The following is a 17,336-nucleotide window of genomic DNA, read 5'->3' as shown; positions in this document are numbered from 1 at the left end:
GCAATTTTATCCTTTCGAAAACCATTCATTCCTTTCTTAACCTACATCAACTTTTTTCACCATCACATCCCTTACATTTGTACTATAAATAATCACAGAAATGAAAACAGTATATCATAAAGCAGATTCTAGAGGCCATGCTAATCATGGTTGGTTAAATTCTTACCACACATTCAGTTTTGCTAACTATCAAAACAACGACAGAATGAATTTCGGGGTTTTAAGAGTATTGAACGATGACACCGTTTCTCAGGGAATGGGATTCGGGACACATCCACACAGAGATATGGAAATTATATCCATTCCTTTGGAGGGAGATTTGGAACACAAAGATTCAATGGGTACTACTGCGGTAATTAAGAAAGGTGAAATTCAGGTGATGAGCGCCGGAACTGGAGTAATGCACAGCGAATACAATAAGAATAAAGATGAAGAAGTAAAATTCTTACAGATCTGGGTTTTTCCTAAAGAATTAAATGTTGAACCAAGATATGATCAGAAAAGCATCAAAGAAGGAGAAAAAATCAACGGATTCCAGCAGATTTTATCCCCTAATAAAAATGATGACGGCGTTTGGATCCATCAGGATGCCTGGTTCAATTTGGCCAACTTCAAAAAAGGAAATGGAAAAAACTATATGTTGAATAAAAAAGGAAACGGAGTCTATGCTTTTGTTTTAAAAGGATCAGCAAAAGTAGGTGATCGTATCCTTAATGAAAGAGATGGTTTGGGAATCTTGGATACACAAAGTTTTAATATTGAAGCAGTGGAAGATGCAGAAATATTATTAATGGAAGTCCCAATGGAATTGCCTTCTTATCTTAAATAAAAAACTAAATTTGTATTCTTAAAAATTAAAATAATATCAAACCACCATCAACAGAACCCTTGTGGATGGTGGTCTGATGTAACTTAAAAATAAATACTACATATGAAAATTTTAGCAATAGCAGGAAGTAACTCAGAAGTTTCTATGAACAAACAGTTGGTAGCCTACGCATCAACATTATTTGAAAATGCAGAAGTAGAAGTCGTAGATCTGAACCCTTTCGAAATGCCAATCTATAAACATGAAAGAGAATTAGCAGGCGGTGTACCTCAGGAAGCTCATGACTTTGCTGCTAAGATTGACGGGGCAAACGTATTGTTGGTTGCTTTGGCAGAACATAACGGAACCTATTCTACAGCATTCAAAAATGTGTTCGACTGGGTATCCAGAATCAAAGACAGAACCGTTTGGAATGAAGTACCCATGCTATTGATGGCTACATCTCCGGGAGGAAGAGGTGGTGCAGGAGTTTTGGATGCAGCATCAAAGCGTTTCCCTTTCCACGGTGGAAATGTGGTAGAAACATTCTCCCTTCCTTTCTTTAATGATAACTTTGATAAAGCTGAACAAAAAATTTCTAATGAAGAGAAAAACAGTGAATTAAAGGAAAAAATCAAGAAGATTGCAGCCATTGAAACGATCCTTGAAAAATAGAATTTGAATATTCATTTAAAATTACTATTTTTGCAAAAAGAAAAGAGATGAAAATTCAGACCTCCTATAAACAATGTTTTTCTCATAAAGGGAAAATTGTGGGCTCTGAAATTCTGAGATAAAATAACGGCCGATAATCTGAAAAGATTGTCGGCTTTTTTGTTTTCTAAAATCGAGTATAAAAGTAATTGAAATATTAAAAGATAAGAAGACACAAGACGTCAGATGTAAGACAATTAATCATCTGAAATCTGAAATCTGAAATCTAAAAATCTAAGCAGACATGAGCAACACTTACAAATCAGCAGGAGTAGACAAAGAAGAAGGATACAAAACGGTTGACAAGATCAAAAAAGCGGTTGGTGAAACCCACAATTCCAATGTATTGAATCACTTGGGAAGTTTTGGTGCTTTCTATGAGATCGGAGGATATAAAAATCCGGTTCTTGTTTCAGGAACAGATGGAGTAGGAACAAAGCTGAAGGTAGCTTTGGATACTAAAAAATATGACTCTATCGGTGTAGACTGTTTCGCCATGTGTGCCAACGATATTCTTTGCCACGGTGCTAAGCCATTATTCTTTTTAGATTATTTAGCTTGTGGTAAACTGGATTCTGAAATTGCCGCTGAGATCGTTTTAGGAATGGTGGAAGCTTGTAAAGATAACAATTGTGCATTAATTGGAGGAGAAACTGCCGAAATGCCGGGAATGTACCAGCCAGGAGATTATGATGTTGCAGGATTTTGTGTAGGAATTGTAGAGAAAGATCAGATTATTGATGGATCCAACATTAAGCCGGGTAACAAAATTATTGCATTACCAAGCTCAGGATTCCACTCCAATGGATTCTCTTTAGTAAGAAAAGTATTCCCGAACTTTGAAGAAGAGTTTGAAGGAAAACCTTTATATGAAACACTTTTAGTTCCAACAAGATTATATTTCAAAGATATTCACAAAGTATTGGAAGAGGTAAAAGTAGGGGGAATTGCTCATATTACAGGTGGTGGACTTTACGAAAACGTTCCAAGAATTATCCCAGAGGGACTTTGTGCTTCTGTTGACGGTTCAAAAATCAGAATTCCAAGTGTAATGCTTGAACTGGAGAAAAGAGGAGGAGTTACTCGTGAAGAAATGTTCGGAACATTCAATATGGGTGTTGGGATGATCATTGTAGTAGACGCTGAACATGCTGAAAAAGTATTACACCTTTTAGATGATGCTTACGAAATTGGTGAGATCACAGAAGGAGCTGAGAAAATCAATTTGAAATTTTAAATGACATCAGATTTCAGACCCTAGACATCAGACTGTAAGTCTGTAATCTTAAATCTGATATCTAACATCTGAATAATGAAGAACATCGTTGTACTCGTATCCGGTTCAGGAACCAATCTGCAGAGAATCATTGATACTATTGAAGCTGGAGAAATTCAGAACGCAAAAGTAAATTTGGTGGTTGCTGACAGAGAATGTTTCGGATTGGAAAGAGCAAAAAATCACAAGATAGAAAGCATACTCATTCCAAGAGGAAAGAACTTCAGCTCTGAATTGGCTAAAGTAATCCCACAAAATACAGATCTGATCGTATTGGCAGGATTTTTATCCATTTTAAAATCTGAATTCTGCGAAAACTGGAATGGTAAGATAATCAATATTCATCCTGCATTGCTTCCGAAGTTCGGAGGAAAAGGAATGTGGGGAATGAACGTTCACAATGCAGTCATTGAAGCAAAAGAAGTAGAGAGTGGGGCAACAGTGCATTTTGTGACATCGGGCATTGACGAAGGAGAAGCTATTCTTCAAAAATCTTTTGAAGTAACAGCCGATGACACTCCTGAAACACTAGCTCAGAAAGTTCACCAGATTGAATATGAAATATTTCCAATAGCGATCAACAAGGTCCTGGGAAATAAATAATGTACCAATCTAACAACGTATCAATTTACCAATAGTTTATTGTTACATTGTTAAACTGATACATTGCTACATTAGCAAAAATCTAAGTAAAATAAAAGTAAGTTCGGAGGTGAAAGACCCGGACACAGTTTGAAATAGCTGTAAAAAGTAAAAAATTGAAAGTAAAATGAGTAAAAAGAGAGTTTTAATCAGTGTTTCTGACAAGAGCGGATTAATTGAGTTCGCACAGTTTTTGGAAGCTCAAAACTATGAGTTGATCTCCACAGGAGGAACCTTCAAACATTTGAAAGACGCTGGTTTAAATCCCATTCAGATTGATGAGGTAACCAATTTTCCTGAAATGTTGGATGGAAGAGTGAAAACTCTACACCCAAAAGTTCACGGTGGATTGTTGGCTGTTCGTACCAACGAAGAGCATATGAAAACGGTTCAGGAACACGGAATTGGTCTGATTGACATGGTTATCGTAAACCTTTATCCTTTCTTTGAAAATGTAAATAAAAATATTTCATTACACGAGAAAGTAGAGTTTATCGATATCGGTGGACCATCAATGCTTCGTTCTGCAGCTAAAAACTTTGACTCTGTAACGGTTATTACTGATGTAGAAGACTATACAAAAGTAAAACTGGAAATGGAGCAAAATGGGGATACATACATCGAAACCCGTAAAAAGCTTGCAGGAAAAGTATTCAACCTTACCTCTGCTTATGATGCCGCTATTTCAAGAATGCTTTTAGATGAGGAATATCCTACCTATTTAAACGCTTCTTATAAAAAGGTTTCTGACCTAAGATATGGCGAAAACCCTCACCAGACAGCCGCTTACTATGTTTCTACTTTCGAGAATGGAGCAATGAAAGACTTCGAACAGCTTGGTGGTAAAGAACTTTCTTTCAACAATCTTCGTGATATGGACCTTTGCTGGAAAGTGGTAACGGAGTTCAAAGAAGAAATGGCTTGTTGTGCAGTAAAGCACTCTACTCCTTGTGGTGTAGCTATCGGTACTTCAGCATTGGAAACATACCAAAAAACATTCGAATGTGATCCGGTATCCATCTTTGGCGGAATTGTTGCTATGAACTATAAAATTGATGCAGCTACAGCTGAGGAATTAAACAAAACATTCCTGGAGATTGTAATGGCATCAGATTTTGATGAAGAAGCTCTTGAAGTTTTAAGAAAAAAGAAAAACCTAAGAATCATCAAAATTGTAAACCCTGTTTCAGACAAGCAGACATGGGTGAAAGTAGATGGTGGTATCTTGGTTCAGGATAACGATACTCATTTCTCTGATGATATTAAGGTAGTAACTGAAGTTCAGCCTACAGAAGAGCAGAAAAAAGCATTACTTTTCTCTCAGAGAGTTGTAAAATATGTGAAATCAAACGCTATCGTAGTTTCCAACGGAATTCAGGCTTTCGGAATCGGAGGCGGACAGGTGAACAGAATCTGGGCTACACAACAGGCTATTGAAAGAGCAAAAGAAAAATTCACAGGAGATTTAGTATTGGCTTCAGATGCATTTTTCCCTTTCCGTGACGTAGTAGATTTCTGCGCTCAGGAAGGTATTAAGGCTATTATTCAGCCAGGTGGAAGTGTAAAAGATCAGGATAGTGTAGAAGCTGCAAATGAGCACGGTATCCCAATGATGTTTACAGGTGTTAGACACTTTTTCCACTAATTAAAATAGAATTAAAAAATAATTAGGGATTGTATTTTTAGCATTCAAAATTATATATTTGTAAAATAAGACTAGATAATAAATAAAGTATGAGAATATTAATCATAGGTGAAGGCGGTAGAGAATCTGCTTTAGCGGCAAAGCTTCAGAATGACTCAAGAATTTCTAAAATGTTTTTTGCTAACGGGAATGCTACTACCGATGTAATAGGGAAAAATGTTCATTTATCAGAAATCAAAGAACTTAGAGATTTCGCTATTAAAGAAAAGGTTGATCTTACGATCGTAGGTCCTGAAGCTCCTCTTGTAGCGGGTATCAAGGACGAATTTAAAAAGCATGATCTTAAAGTTTTCGGGCCTACTCAAAAAGTAGCGAGCCTGGAAGGAAGTAAAGCTTTCTCTAAGAAATTTATGCAGACCTATGATATCAAAACAGCTAAGGCTGTCGTATTTGATTCATACAATGACGCTAAAGAATATGTGCAGACACAGCAATATCCTTTGGTGATCAAAGCTAGCGGTTTAGCAGGCGGAAAAGGGGTTGTTATTTGTGACACTCTTGAAGAAGCTGAAGCTACAATCCATGATTTCATGATCAGAAGAATCTATGGAGATGCTGGTATCCGTTTAGTTATTGAAGAATATTTACAAGGTTTTGAAGCATCAATCATCGCTTTTTCAAACGGTGAAAAATTATTCCCTTGTGTAGCGGCAAAAGATTATAAAAAAGCTGGAAACGGAGATTCAGGACCAAATACAGGAGGTATGGGTTCTGTAGCACCAAGCCCGGAATTTACTCAGGAGCACTACGCAGATTTCGAGAAAAATATCTTAGAACCAACTATTACAGGTCTTAAGGCTGAAGGCTTCGGATTTAAAGGAATCATCTTCTTCGGATTGATGGTAACTAAAAATGGAGCTTACCTTCTTGAGTATAACATGAGATTCGGAGATCCTGAAACTCAGGTATTGATGGCTCTTATGGAAAATAATCTTCTGGATGTGATCCAAGACTGTATGGAAGGAAAAGACATTGAGCTTAAGTTCAAGGACGAAAAAGCAGTTTGTCTTGTAATGTGCTCAGGAGGATATCCTAGAAACATTGAAACAGGTTTTGCAATTACAGGTGAAGAGAAAGTAAATCACAGTAAACTATTATATGCAGGAGCTATCAGAAAAGGAGACAAAGTGGTTTCCAATGGTGGTAGAGTATTGAACATTGTAGCAACAGGAGCTACTTTCGAAGATGCCCGCAAGAAAGTTTACGAAGACGCAGGTCATGTACATTTCGATTACGGCTTCTATAGAGAAGACATCGGAAAGTTTTAATAAAAATCGCGAAAAAAGATTTGGAGAAATTCCAAGTCTTTTTTTGTAACACAGTTAATATTAGAAATAAGAGTCAGATGCTAGATTCCAGACTTCAGACCAATAATCTGAAATCTGATGTCCGAAATCTGATATCTTTCAAACAAATCAATTATCAAAAATGAACAACGGTATTATTATTTTAGATTTCGGATCCCAGTACAACCAACTTATCGGAAGAAGAATCCGTGAGATGGGGGTATACTCTGAAATCCTACCTTACAATACACCTTTACAAGATATTTTAGCAAAACAGCCAAAAGGGATTATTCTTTCTGGTGGACCAAGTTCTGTAAATGCGGAAAACGCTCACCTAGTTGAAAAGGAATTATACGAGCAGGGAATTCCTGTTTTAGGAATTTGCTACGGGATGCAGATGACAGCTCACCTTTTAGGAGGGAAAGTAAACAAGGGAGAAAAAGGAGAATATGGAAAGGCTAATCTTGAAATTGTTAAAGAAAGTTCTCTACTAAAAGGAGTGACTCAAAACTCTGTTGTTTGGATGAGCCACTTTGATGAAGTAGGAGAATTACCTGCAGGTTTTGAATTAAATGCAAAATCAGGAGTTATTGCTTCTATTTCCAATGAAGATAAAAAAATATTCTGTGTTCAGTTCCACCCGGAAGTTTCTCACACAGAAGAAGGAGGGAAAATGCTTGAAAACTTCGTTTTCAGTATCTGTAACTCAGAGAAAAACTGGAAACTAACCAACTATATTGAAAAAACAGTTGAAGAAATCCGTGAAAAAGTAGGAGACAATAAAGTAATCCTTGGTCTTTCCGGAGGTGTTGACTCTTCTGTAGCTGCGGTTTTGATTCACAAGGCTATTGGTGATCAATTGACTTGTATCTTCGTAGATACAGGATTATTGAGAAAGGATGAAGGCAAGAAAGTAATGGATCAGTATGGAGAACATTTCCATATGAACATTAAAATGGTTGATGCCCAAGAAAGATTCCTTTCAAAACTTGCCGGAGTAGATGATCCTGAAGCGAAAAGAAAAATTATCGGAAACGAATTTATCCACGTATTTGATGAAGAATCCCACAAAATTGAAGGTGCTAAATTCCTGGCACAAGGGACTATTTATCCTGACGTTATCGAAAGCCAGTCTGTAAACGGACCGTCTGCAGTGATCAAGTCTCACCACAATGTTGGAGGACTTCCTGAAGATATGGAATTCGAATTACTAGAGCCTCTAAGAGAGCTTTTCAAAGATGAAGTGAGAAGAGTAGGAGAAGAATTGGGAATTCCTCACCATTTAGTATACAGACACCCTTTCCCGGGACCTGGATTGGGGATCAGAATATTAGGAGCTGTAGATGCTGAAAAAGTAAGAATCCTTCAGGAAGCTGATGATATCTTTATTGAAGAATTATACAAAAATGATCTTTACGAAAAAGTATCTCAAGCTTTCGTAGTATTGCTTCCTGTAAAATCTGTAGGAGTAATGGGAGACGAGAGAACTTATGAGTACACGGCTGTAGTTCGTTCTGCTAACACAATCGACTTTATGACGGCAACGTGGAGCAGACTTCCTTACGAATTCTTGGATACTGTTTCAAGCAGAATCATCAACGAAGTAAGAGGAATCAACAGAGTAGCTTATGATATTTCAAGCAAACCACCTGCAACCATTGAGTGGGAATAATTTTTGACTTGAATTTAAAATATAAATCCTGCCCATTTTTTGGGTGGGATTTTTTTTGTTAAATGTTTTTATTATTTCTGAGAAAAATCTTTATTTAGCATAAAATAATCATGAAACACTAATCAGATGGATAATTTTAAATAGTCATATCCATTGGTCTACAAATTATATATGAGAAACACACTAACATTATTACTGCTTCTAACAGTAACCTCTGTCTTTGCCCAATCTAAAAAGTTTATTATCGAAGAGCTAAATCTGCCAGACCCTGCTCAGACCATTTCCAACTCTAATTATAATAAGATCCAACTTCAGGATGTAAGGCCTGATCCTGAAAATTTCGGGATCGTAATGAAAGGAGTGTCCGATAGAAAAGCCAAGGTCAAATTCAGCCCCAGCTTTGAAGAGCAGCTCACCAAAATGTTTGATAAAGGAATTGATAAAAGCTCTGCAAAAGATCAGGAACTATTTTTTCAGTTGAGAGATTTGAATTATCTGGAAGTAACCATTGATTTTACTCAGTACGGATATTTTGACTTTAGAGGATTGATCTTTGGAGGTAAGGATAATCAGTATCAACTAATCAAGAAGGTTGACACTACATTGGTTTTGTATAAAATAGATGTTACAAAGGAAATGGAAAAACAGTCTTTGGACTATATCAAAAATTCGATATTCGAAAGTGTTTCTGCGAGTCCTATTGATGACAGGATTTATACTTTAGAAGATATTAATAATTATGATAAAATAGCGAAATCACGACTGCCTTTGTATACTAGCCAAAAGCTTACAGATGGGATCTATCTCAATTATAAATCATTCAGTATGCAAACTCCTGATCAGCCAATTGATGAAATAAAAATGGAGCAAGGAATGATTACCAAGGTAACTTATATGGACGATAAAGGAAAGAAGAAAAATGCAAAAAAAGATTCGTACGCTGTTGTTTACCAGGGGAGACCTTTTGTGCTTTATGCCGATGAATTGTATCCAATGAGAAAAACACCGGAAGATTTTTATTTCATTTCAAAACTTTATGAGCTTCCAAATGGCAAAAGACAGTTTTCTGGAGGAATAACAGTACAATTGATGGGCGGGGTAGTAGGCGGAGTAATTGGGATTTTGATAAAAACAGGAAAAGCAAAACAATATGAATGTCGCTTGGACTATTTTAATGGAAAGTATGAGATTATTAGAGAGATTGGTTCGCAGAAATAAATCAATTGATCTTATTTACATCATAAAAATAGTGGATATATATTTAAACTCCTTTGTGAAACATTTCATAAAGGAGTTTTTATTTATAATATTTAAAGTTCTTTTTCAAGGGTAAATCCCTGCATTTCCTTATTTTTTCACTAAATTTAAGTAAAATTACATCAAATGCAAATAGATACAAGAAACCTGACGCTTCAGGATTATAATGAATTGGCGGAAACAATGAAAAGGGCTTATCCACAGATGTCGGAATCCATTTGGTCCAAAAAAAGTATTGAAAAACTGACAAGAATGTTTCCCAATGGGCAAATCTGCATTACCGTAGACGGAAAACTAGCTGCCGTGGCACTTTCCATTATTGTTAACTATGATGAATTTGGAGACGATCATACCTATAGTGACATAACAGGAAATTATACTTTTAATACCCATTTATCCACAGGGAATGTTTTATACGGAATTGAAGTCTTTGTAGATCCGGAATTCCGTGAGCTTCGTCTCGGAAGAAGACTATATGATGCCCGAAAAGAACTTTGTGAATTATTAAACTTAAAATCAATTGTTCTAGGTGGTAGAATTCCAAATTATCATAAATACAGCCACGAACTTTCTCCAAGAGAATATATACGAAGAGTAAGAGATAAGGAGATTTATGATCCCGTTTTATCTTTTCAGCTTTCCAATAATTTTCTTCCGATCAGGGTTCTGAAAAAATATCTCCCTGAAGATGAAGCTTCACATGAAAACGCCGTTCTTTTGCAATGGAATAATATTTACTACAGCAAAAGTCCTAATACCATGCAGGATAGCATCATTCGTCTTGGTTTGGTACAATGGCAAATGAGGCATTTTAAAGATATAGAAGCATTTTACGAACAAGTAGAGTTCTTTGTGAATGTGATGGGAGACTACAAATCAGATTTTGTACTGTTTCCGGAGTTGTTCAATACACCGTTACTGGCTCCTTTCAATAATCTTTCAGAAAGAGACAGTATGATAGAGCTGGCTAAGCTTACGGAAGAAATCAAAAAGAAAATTTCTGAACTGGCCATCAGCTATAATGTGAATATTATCTCCGGAAGTATGCCTGTTTTTGATAATGATAATAATGACTTATATAATGTAAGCTATCTTTTGCACCGTGATGGACGTATTGACGAATACCGAAAAATTCACATTACTCCAAATGAAAAGAGATACTACGGAATGAAAGGCGGTAATGAAATAAAGGTTTTTGATACAGATTGCGGTAAAATAGGTCTTGTAATATGCTACGATGTAGAATTCCCTGAATTACCAAGGATTCTCGCTGATCAGGGCATGAAGATCCTATTCGTTCCTTACCTTACAGATACCCAGAATGCCTACATGAGGGTACGCCACTGTGCAGCAGCAAGGGCAATAGAAAATGAATGCTATGTGGCCATTGCAGGCTGTGTAGGTAACCTTCCAAAAGTAAATAATATGGATATTCAGTTTGGACAGGCCGCTGTGTTTACTCCATCAGATTTTGCTTTCCCGTCCAATGCAGTTAAAGGAGAAGCCACTCCCAATACGGAAATGACCTTAATTGTAGACGTAGACTTAAATTTATTAAAGGATCTTCACCACAATGGTTCCGTTCAGGTCATGAAAGACCGTAGAAAAGACCTCTATGAAACCTATCTTAAATAACAAAACAGAATGCGAAAGCATTCTGTTTTTATTTTACCTAAAATTTTTGAGCATATTATTTATACTGTGGGCAAACCACGGCAGGACAAATCAATCCCGGGCACTGTGGAAGTCCATCAGTAGGGCAGCACTGGCGTGAGCATTTACCTCCTCCAATGATGATTCCGCCGGAAACGTTTTTTAATTGCTCTCTTGAAAGTTTGCTGATGCGTAAATTTTTCATGTTGTAATACTTTTATTGGTTTGTTTTAATATTTGTACGATGTAAATATAGAAAAATATATTAAATTTTATCACTAGTGGTTGAATTTTGTTATTATGATTGATTTTTATTCTGTAAAACATTGATTATGTGATGATGTTTCTAATTTAGCCACCCGACTTGTTTAGTTTACCCTTTAATAAAATGATATTAGGAACAGTTTTTGGAGTAAATTGCACCTACTATACATACACTATGTTTGACAAGCAGCAAAGAAAATTGAAAAGATCCGCCAGACTTATTTCCGTGTTAAGCAAATACGGCTTTAAAGATATGCTGGCAAGAATGAATGGAGGAAACAAGGAAGAATCCTCAAATTCAGATGAGGTTATTTCAAAAGGTACCGTTTATGAAAGAATCAGACTAGCTCTTGAAGAGCTGGGCCCTACCTTTGTAAAGCTTGGACAAACATTCAGCAATAGGGAAGACTTGCTGCCCCCGGAACTGATTCAGGAGTTACAAAAACTACAGGACAAGGTAGAAACGGTTGACATGGATGTGGAAGAAGCACTGGAAAGCGAGTTCAATATTTCTGTGAAAGACCATTTCCTGGAAATTCAGAAAGAACCATTGGCCACGGCTTCCATTGCACAGGTTTATAAGGCCATTTTATTGGATGGCAGTCCGGTAATCTTAAAATTGAGAAAACCAGATGTACAATCTGTAATTGAAGATGATTTACTTCTAATTAAGGATATTGAAAAATTAATATCCACCTATTCAGAAATAGGAGAGAAGCTTAATCTGAAACAGGCCATTTCAACCTTCGAAAGATCATTACTGGAAGAAGTATCCCTGATCAACGAAAAGAATAATATTCAGCAGTTTCGTCTTAATTTTAAAAATAATAAAGAAACCTATGTTCCTAAAGTATACGATGAATTTTCCAACAATAATATTCTTTGTATGGAATTCATTGACGGAATTAAGGTAACGGATAAATCTGTTCTTTTAGCAAATCATATTGATCCTGTAAAAGTTTCTGAAACCGGCTTAAGGCTCTTTGTTTCCCAGATTCTGGATTATGGATTCTTTCACGCAGATCCGCATGCCGGAAATATTCTCGTAAAAAAAGACGGAAAAATTGTCTTTATAGATTTTGGTGCCGTAGGAAAGATTCAGCCTAATGATAAGGAAATTCTTGAAAATCTGATTGTAAGCTTTGTTGCCAAAAATCCACATAAAATAGTTCGTTATCTTAAAAAAATGGCAATAAGCTATGAAATTCCGGATGAAAGGAGGTTTGAAAATGATGTGGAAGACATCCTGAATTTTGTTCATAGTTCATCATTACAGGAAATCAACGTTCAGGTGATCATTAATAAGATGAAAGATATTTTAAAAGATAACAGACTTTATATGCCTGATTATTTTTATCTTTTATTTAAAGGAATCAGCCTGATAGAGGGAGTAGGAAGAAATATCAATCCGGATCTGGACATTGTAAAAAGTCTTCATCCCTATACCCGAAAAATATTTACAAAAAAAATCAGCCCAAAGAACCTTTTAAAAACTGGAATGGACAGGATGATGAATTTTACAGATAATGTAGATGAAATCCCCAAGGAACTTCGTTCTGTGCTCCAAAAGCTCGATGAAAATAAGTTCACAGTTTCCAGTGAAATAAAAAATATAGAAAAGACGAATCAACTTATAAAGTCCAGTGTTGTCAATTTAATTTTAGCCATGATACTGGGTGCAAATATCATAGCAACCTCTATAGTATTTACTTCAGAATCAGGTCCAAGAATTGGCGAGTTGTCTGTTGTTGCAGTTTTAGGATTTGTTTTTTCAGTTATTTTAGTTTTGATACTTTTGTTGAGGGTAACCAGAAAGTAGAAAAGATAAAAGTTAAAAAAGTGATTATGCCAATCTAAGGGTTGTTAATGGGAGCCTGTAATCTATCATCCGCCCCCTTTTAAACCTGATTTTAAATTCTACATATTAATACCTATCTTTGCAAAATGGAAAAACTCACTTTTGCAGATTTTGACCTACCGGTTAAGATTCTTGATGTTTTAGCGGATTTAGAATTATTTGAGCCTACACCTATTCAGGAGAAAAGTTTAAAGCCTATCCTTTCCGGGAGAGATGTAATGGGAATTGCACAGACCGGAACCGGAAAAACATTGGCCTATCTTTTACCTGTTCTAAAGACTTGGAAGTATAGTAAAACAGGGAATCCAACTGTTCTAGTACTTGTACCTACAAGAGAATTGGTGGTGCAGGTAACCGAAATCATTGAGAAACTGACAGAAAATATTACAGCAAGAGTAATCGGAATATATGGTGGAAAAAATATCAATACCCAGAAATTATTATTTAATGATGGTTGTGATATTCTAGTAGGAACTCCGGGTAGAGTGATGGACCTTTCCATAGACAATGCAATTTCCCTGAAAGAAGTTCAGAAGCTTATTATTGACGAATTTGATGAAATGCTTAACCTTGGTTTCAGACCACAGTTGACTCATATTTTCGAAATGATGAAAGAGAAGAGACAGAATATTCTTTTCTCTGCAACCATGACGGAAGCTGTAGATGATATGCTGGACGAATATTTCGCCAGTCCGGTGGAAATTTCATTGGCAAAATCAGGAACGCCTCTTGAAAAAATCGAACAAACGGCCTATAGAGTTGAAAACTTCAATACTAAAATCAATCTACTTGAGCATTTATTGAAGAATAATACAGACATGTCCAAGGTATTGATTTTTAATAATAATAAAAAGCATGCCGATTTGCTTTTCACGAAGATTGATGAGCTTTTTCCAGAGCAGTTTGACGTGATTCACTCCAATAAGTCTCAAAACTATAGACTTAAGGCGATGAAAAGTTTTGAAAATGAAGAAATCAGAGGACTAATCACTACGGATGTAATGGCAAGAGGTCTGGATATCTCAAATATTACCCACGTTATCAACTTTGAAACACCAGATATCCCTGAACAATATATTCACAGAATCGGTAGAACCGGTAGAGCAGATAAAGAAGGTAAGGCAGTGACTTTTGTAACCAAAAAGGAAGAGCCTTTGATTCTTGATATTGAGCTATTGATGGATAAGGACCTAAAGTTTAATGACTTCCCAGAAGGTGTAAAAATCAATCCTAATAAAATTGCTTCTGAGAAAGATGAAGTGGTTATGAAAAACCCGGTTCAGGTAAAACTGAATGATGGAGGAGGAGCTTTCCACGATAAAAAGGCGAAGAATACTAAAGAGAACTGGGGTGGCCCATCAAAAAGAAAGGCACCTAAGAAATTTGGAGCCAACAGATCACAACAAAAAGCGATATCTAAATCGAAAAGAAAGAAATAATACAAAAAAAGACTCCCAATCGGGAGTCTTTTTTTGTATTTCATGATTATAGATTATTTCATATAAGGATTCATTACCTTAGTCCAGATTTGGTAGCCCTCAGGCTTAAAATGGAGCATATCTTCCACAAAAATATCTTTTCTGACATTTCCGTTGGCGTCTTCCATTGCCTTGGTAACATCAATAAACTCAGCATTAGGTTCCTTTTTCATAAAAGCGGCAATCCTTTTATTGGCTTCCTTCATTTGTGGCCAAAGCTTCTCTCTGCTCGGAGAATATTTTATAGAGATGTAGTCTACTTCAATATTAGGAAATCTTTCACGGATCTTTCTGTAAAGGGTTTTATATCTTTTAACAACTTTTTGGGCTTTCAACTGATGATTATCTGCAAAGTCATTTTCCCCACAATATATAATAATCTGTTTAGGCTGATATGGCGCTAAAAGATCATCAGCAAAATAATTGAGATCTGTAAGCCTTGAACCCCCGAAACCTCTGTTGATAATTGTCTTAGTTGGGAAATAATCAGCAACATCTGTCCATTTGGTAAAGGAAGAGCTTCCTAAAAATAAAATGGCATCTCGGGATGGTGGATTCTGCTGATCCTGTTTTTTGAACTCTTGAATGTCCTGCCAGAACATGGGCTTTTTTTCCTGAGAAAAGGCAATGGTAAAACACAGCAATAGAAATGCCGTTAGAATCTTCTTCATTATTTTCAGATTTAAAATTAGAGATAAAAGTAATAAAAAACTCCCGATCATCGGGAGTTTAGAGTTTATCTTTTGTAAGTAATATAAGTGACATCCGGTATTTTATCCCCATCTCGATCATAATTGCCAAACTGTTGTGCCAGTCTAAGATCTTGACCTGTCAAAATATCAACCTTGTATTTCATATTTTCTTCTTTGTCAAACTTGATACCTAAAAGCTTGGTTTCTTCGTCATAGGTATATTGCCCCTCGCTTTTTGCAAGGATCTGACAATCTGCACCAGTTCCGGCATAACCCGTGTAGCTGATATAAAAATCTGTTCTGAAGAAAAGAGTGTTTTTTGTTGCACATCCTGTTAAAACATCAGTTTGAAGAACTGTTTTATTGTCTTTTCCGGAAATTACTTCTCTCTTCACTTCTTTCCAATCTCCCTTCATTATGTCCATTTCATAGGCCTGAAGGTTATCATCATTACAAGAAGTCAATGCCAAAGCAGAAAAGGCAAATAAAAGTAGTTGTTTTTTCATTTTCACAAATTTTAAGAATATGCTAAAATATAAATAAATTTGAAATATTTGTAATGAAATCATGATTTTTTAAACAAATGTTTGTAAATAAGATAATTTGAAACACCATGAGATGGGTAGACATAAATTATTAAAAAGATTCTGTTAGTAAGCATTAAAAAAAGCGAACCTTAGTCCGCTTTAATATATTATTTTATTCAAGAAGTTATTAATAACTCATTTCCACAATTTTGGAAGCATCCTGAGGGGTCAATTTCTTGTACTCTCCAAGACCTAGCCAATTTCTGTCTGTAAAGGCTTTTTCTACTCTTTCTGCAGTCCCTTTAAAATCTTCTGTATATTCTGAAAGCTTAGTTTTGATATGCAGGCTATGGAAGAACTCTTCCAGTTTTTTGATTCCCAGCTCAGCTTTTTCCTCTATGGTTCCATCCTTAATTCCCCATACTCTTTCTGCATACTGAGCAAGTTTCCCTTTTTTGTCTTCAAAATTGTAACGGTAGTGGGATGGAGCAATGATGGCCAGTGTTCTCGCATGGTCTATACCAAAATAGGCTGTCAGTTCATGGCCCATAGCGTGTACAGCCCAGTCTGTAATAACCCCTTTCTGAATCAATCCGTTTAAAGCCATTGTACAGCACCACATAAAGTTTCCTGCAGCATCATAATCGAAATCATCGGCTAATACTTTCGGAGCCGTTTCCTGGATACTTATTAAGATACTTTCTGCAATTCTTTCCTGAAGATCGGCAGAAGATGGAGCCGTCATATATTGTTCCAACACATGGGTATATGCATCTGTGAGGCCATTTACAATTTGGTTTTTGGGAATAGATCTGATTACCTCAGGATCCAAAACCGAAAACTGGGGAAAAAGCCCCGGACCTCCGGAAGATAATTTTTCATTGGTTTCTCTTCTTGAAATTACATACCCAGAATTCATCTCGGAACCGGTTGCCGGAAGCGTTAAAATAGTTCCGAAAGGCATGCCTTCCCCTTCAAAGGTTCTTACCTGCTTGGTTAAAATATCCCAAGGTTCACCATTGTAATTGGCTGCTGCTGAGATGAACTTAGTACCATCAATTACAGATCCACCACCAACAGCAAGAAGATAATTGATATTTTTTTCCTTAATGAAGCTCAATGCGTTGATCAAAACTTCATATTCAGGGTTGGCAGGAACTCCACCGAACTCATACAAATCATGACCCTTTAAGGCTTCTTTTACCTGATCATACACTCCATTATTCTTGATGCTTCCACCGCCATAAATCATTAATATTTTAGCATCCTGAGGGATTTCTTTGGAAATTTTAGCAATTTCACCTTTCCCGAAAAGTATTTTTGTTGGATTTTTAAGTTCGAAATTAAGCATTGTTCTAAATTTATTTTAACCCAAATTTACGGAATGAAAAAGAAAAATTGAGTTAATGAAATTTTAAAATTGCTATCATTAAGTTTCATGAAAGCTATTGAGAATTTATTTCACAGCAAAGCCGCAACAACTGTCTGTCATACACGATAGTAA

Annotated in this window: 15 protein-coding genes; 11 read left to right on the top strand and 4 right to left on the bottom strand. The window is 36.1% G+C overall.

Annotated features, from left to right (window positions below):
• Positions 1-100 precede the first annotated feature (100 nt).
• The 9 genes from C7D53_RS09845 (at position 101) to C7D53_RS09805 (ending at position 10,995) form a co-directional block, all read left to right on the top strand.
• Positions 101-829, top strand: a complete 729-nt coding sequence (locus C7D53_RS09845) for a pirin family protein (protein WP_106916258.1) — start codon at positions 101-103, stop codon at positions 827-829.
• 102 nt (positions 830-931) lie between these two features.
• Entirely contained in the window at positions 932-1,483 is a 552-nt protein-coding gene (locus C7D53_RS09840; RefSeq protein ID WP_106916256.1) for an NADPH-dependent FMN reductase, read from the top strand.
• A gap of 283 nt (positions 1,484-1,766) precedes the next feature.
• Entirely contained in the window at positions 1,767-2,759 is a 993-nt protein-coding gene (purM, locus tag C7D53_RS09835; protein WP_106916254.1) for a phosphoribosylformylglycinamidine cyclo-ligase, read from the top strand.
• A gap of 75 nt (positions 2,760-2,834) precedes the next feature.
• Positions 2,835-3,401, top strand: a complete 567-nt coding sequence (gene purN / locus C7D53_RS09830) for a phosphoribosylglycinamide formyltransferase (RefSeq protein ID WP_106916252.1) — start codon at positions 2,835-2,837, stop codon at positions 3,399-3,401.
• Between the two features lie 166 nt (positions 3,402-3,567).
• Complete coding sequence (gene purH / locus C7D53_RS09825; RefSeq protein WP_106916251.1) at positions 3,568-5,085, top strand: bifunctional phosphoribosylaminoimidazolecarboxamide formyltransferase/IMP cyclohydrolase; 1,518 nt, start codon at positions 3,568-3,570, stop codon at positions 5,083-5,085.
• 89 nt (positions 5,086-5,174) lie between these two features.
• Positions 5,175-6,413, top strand: a complete 1,239-nt coding sequence (purD, locus tag C7D53_RS09820) for a phosphoribosylamine--glycine ligase (RefSeq protein WP_106916249.1) — start codon at positions 5,175-5,177, stop codon at positions 6,411-6,413.
• Positions 6,414-6,573: 160 nt separating this feature from the next.
• Positions 6,574-8,103 carry a glutamine-hydrolyzing GMP synthase gene (gene guaA / locus C7D53_RS09815; RefSeq protein WP_106916247.1) on the top strand — a complete coding sequence of 510 codons (1,530 nt, stop codon included), beginning with the start codon at positions 6,574-6,576 and terminating at the stop codon, positions 8,101-8,103.
• A 171-nt stretch (positions 8,104-8,274) separates the two neighbouring features.
• Positions 8,275-9,321 carry a hypothetical protein gene (locus tag C7D53_RS09810; RefSeq protein WP_106916245.1) on the top strand — a complete coding sequence of 349 codons (1,047 nt, stop codon included), beginning with the start codon at positions 8,275-8,277 and terminating at the stop codon, positions 9,319-9,321.
• A gap of 165 nt (positions 9,322-9,486) precedes the next feature.
• A complete protein-coding gene (locus tag C7D53_RS09805; RefSeq protein ID WP_106916243.1) occupies positions 9,487-10,995 on the top strand; it encodes a carbon-nitrogen hydrolase family protein in 1,509 nt (502 codons plus the stop codon).
• Positions 10,996-11,050: 55 nt separating this feature from the next.
• Here C7D53_RS09805 and C7D53_RS20910 read toward each other — a convergent pair whose 3' ends face one another.
• Positions 11,051-11,218, bottom strand: a complete 168-nt coding sequence (locus tag C7D53_RS20910) for a hypothetical protein (protein ID WP_162926142.1) — start codon at positions 11,216-11,218, stop codon at positions 11,051-11,053.
• 183 nt (positions 11,219-11,401) lie between these two features.
• Between C7D53_RS20910 and C7D53_RS09800 the strand changes: the two genes are divergently transcribed.
• Together C7D53_RS09800 and C7D53_RS09795 are read left to right on the top strand one after the other, a co-directional pair.
• Entirely contained in the window at positions 11,402-13,096 is a 1,695-nt protein-coding gene (locus tag C7D53_RS09800; RefSeq protein WP_228422277.1) for an ABC1 kinase family protein, read from the top strand.
• A 125-nt stretch (positions 13,097-13,221) separates the two neighbouring features.
• Complete coding sequence (locus tag C7D53_RS09795; protein ID WP_106916240.1) at positions 13,222-14,574, top strand: DEAD/DEAH box helicase; 1,353 nt, start codon at positions 13,222-13,224, stop codon at positions 14,572-14,574.
• Between the two features lie 53 nt (positions 14,575-14,627).
• Here the strand turns inward: C7D53_RS09795 and C7D53_RS09790 are convergent, their stop codons facing one another.
• From C7D53_RS09790 to C7D53_RS09780, 3 genes are all read right to left on the bottom strand, one after another.
• Entirely contained in the window at positions 14,628-15,284 is a 657-nt protein-coding gene (locus tag C7D53_RS09790; RefSeq protein ID WP_106916238.1) for a GDSL-type esterase/lipase family protein, read from the bottom strand.
• 65 nt (positions 15,285-15,349) lie between these two features.
• A complete protein-coding gene (locus C7D53_RS09785) occupies positions 15,350-15,811 on the bottom strand; it encodes a lipocalin-like domain-containing protein (RefSeq protein ID WP_106916236.1) in 462 nt (153 codons plus the stop codon).
• Between the two features lie 208 nt (positions 15,812-16,019).
• Positions 16,020-17,183 carry an iron-containing alcohol dehydrogenase gene (locus tag C7D53_RS09780; protein ID WP_106916234.1) on the bottom strand — a complete coding sequence of 388 codons (1,164 nt, stop codon included), beginning with the start codon at positions 17,181-17,183 and terminating at the stop codon, positions 16,020-16,022.
• Positions 17,184-17,336 lie beyond the last annotated feature (153 nt).

Source organism: Chryseobacterium aurantiacum, assembly GCF_003020585.1.
Taxonomy (GTDB): domain Bacteria; phylum Bacteroidota; class Bacteroidia; order Flavobacteriales; family Weeksellaceae; genus Chryseobacterium; species Chryseobacterium aurantiacum.
The sequence above is the reverse complement of the archived record's forward strand: the minus strand, read 5'-3'. Positions and strand labels throughout refer to the sequence as shown.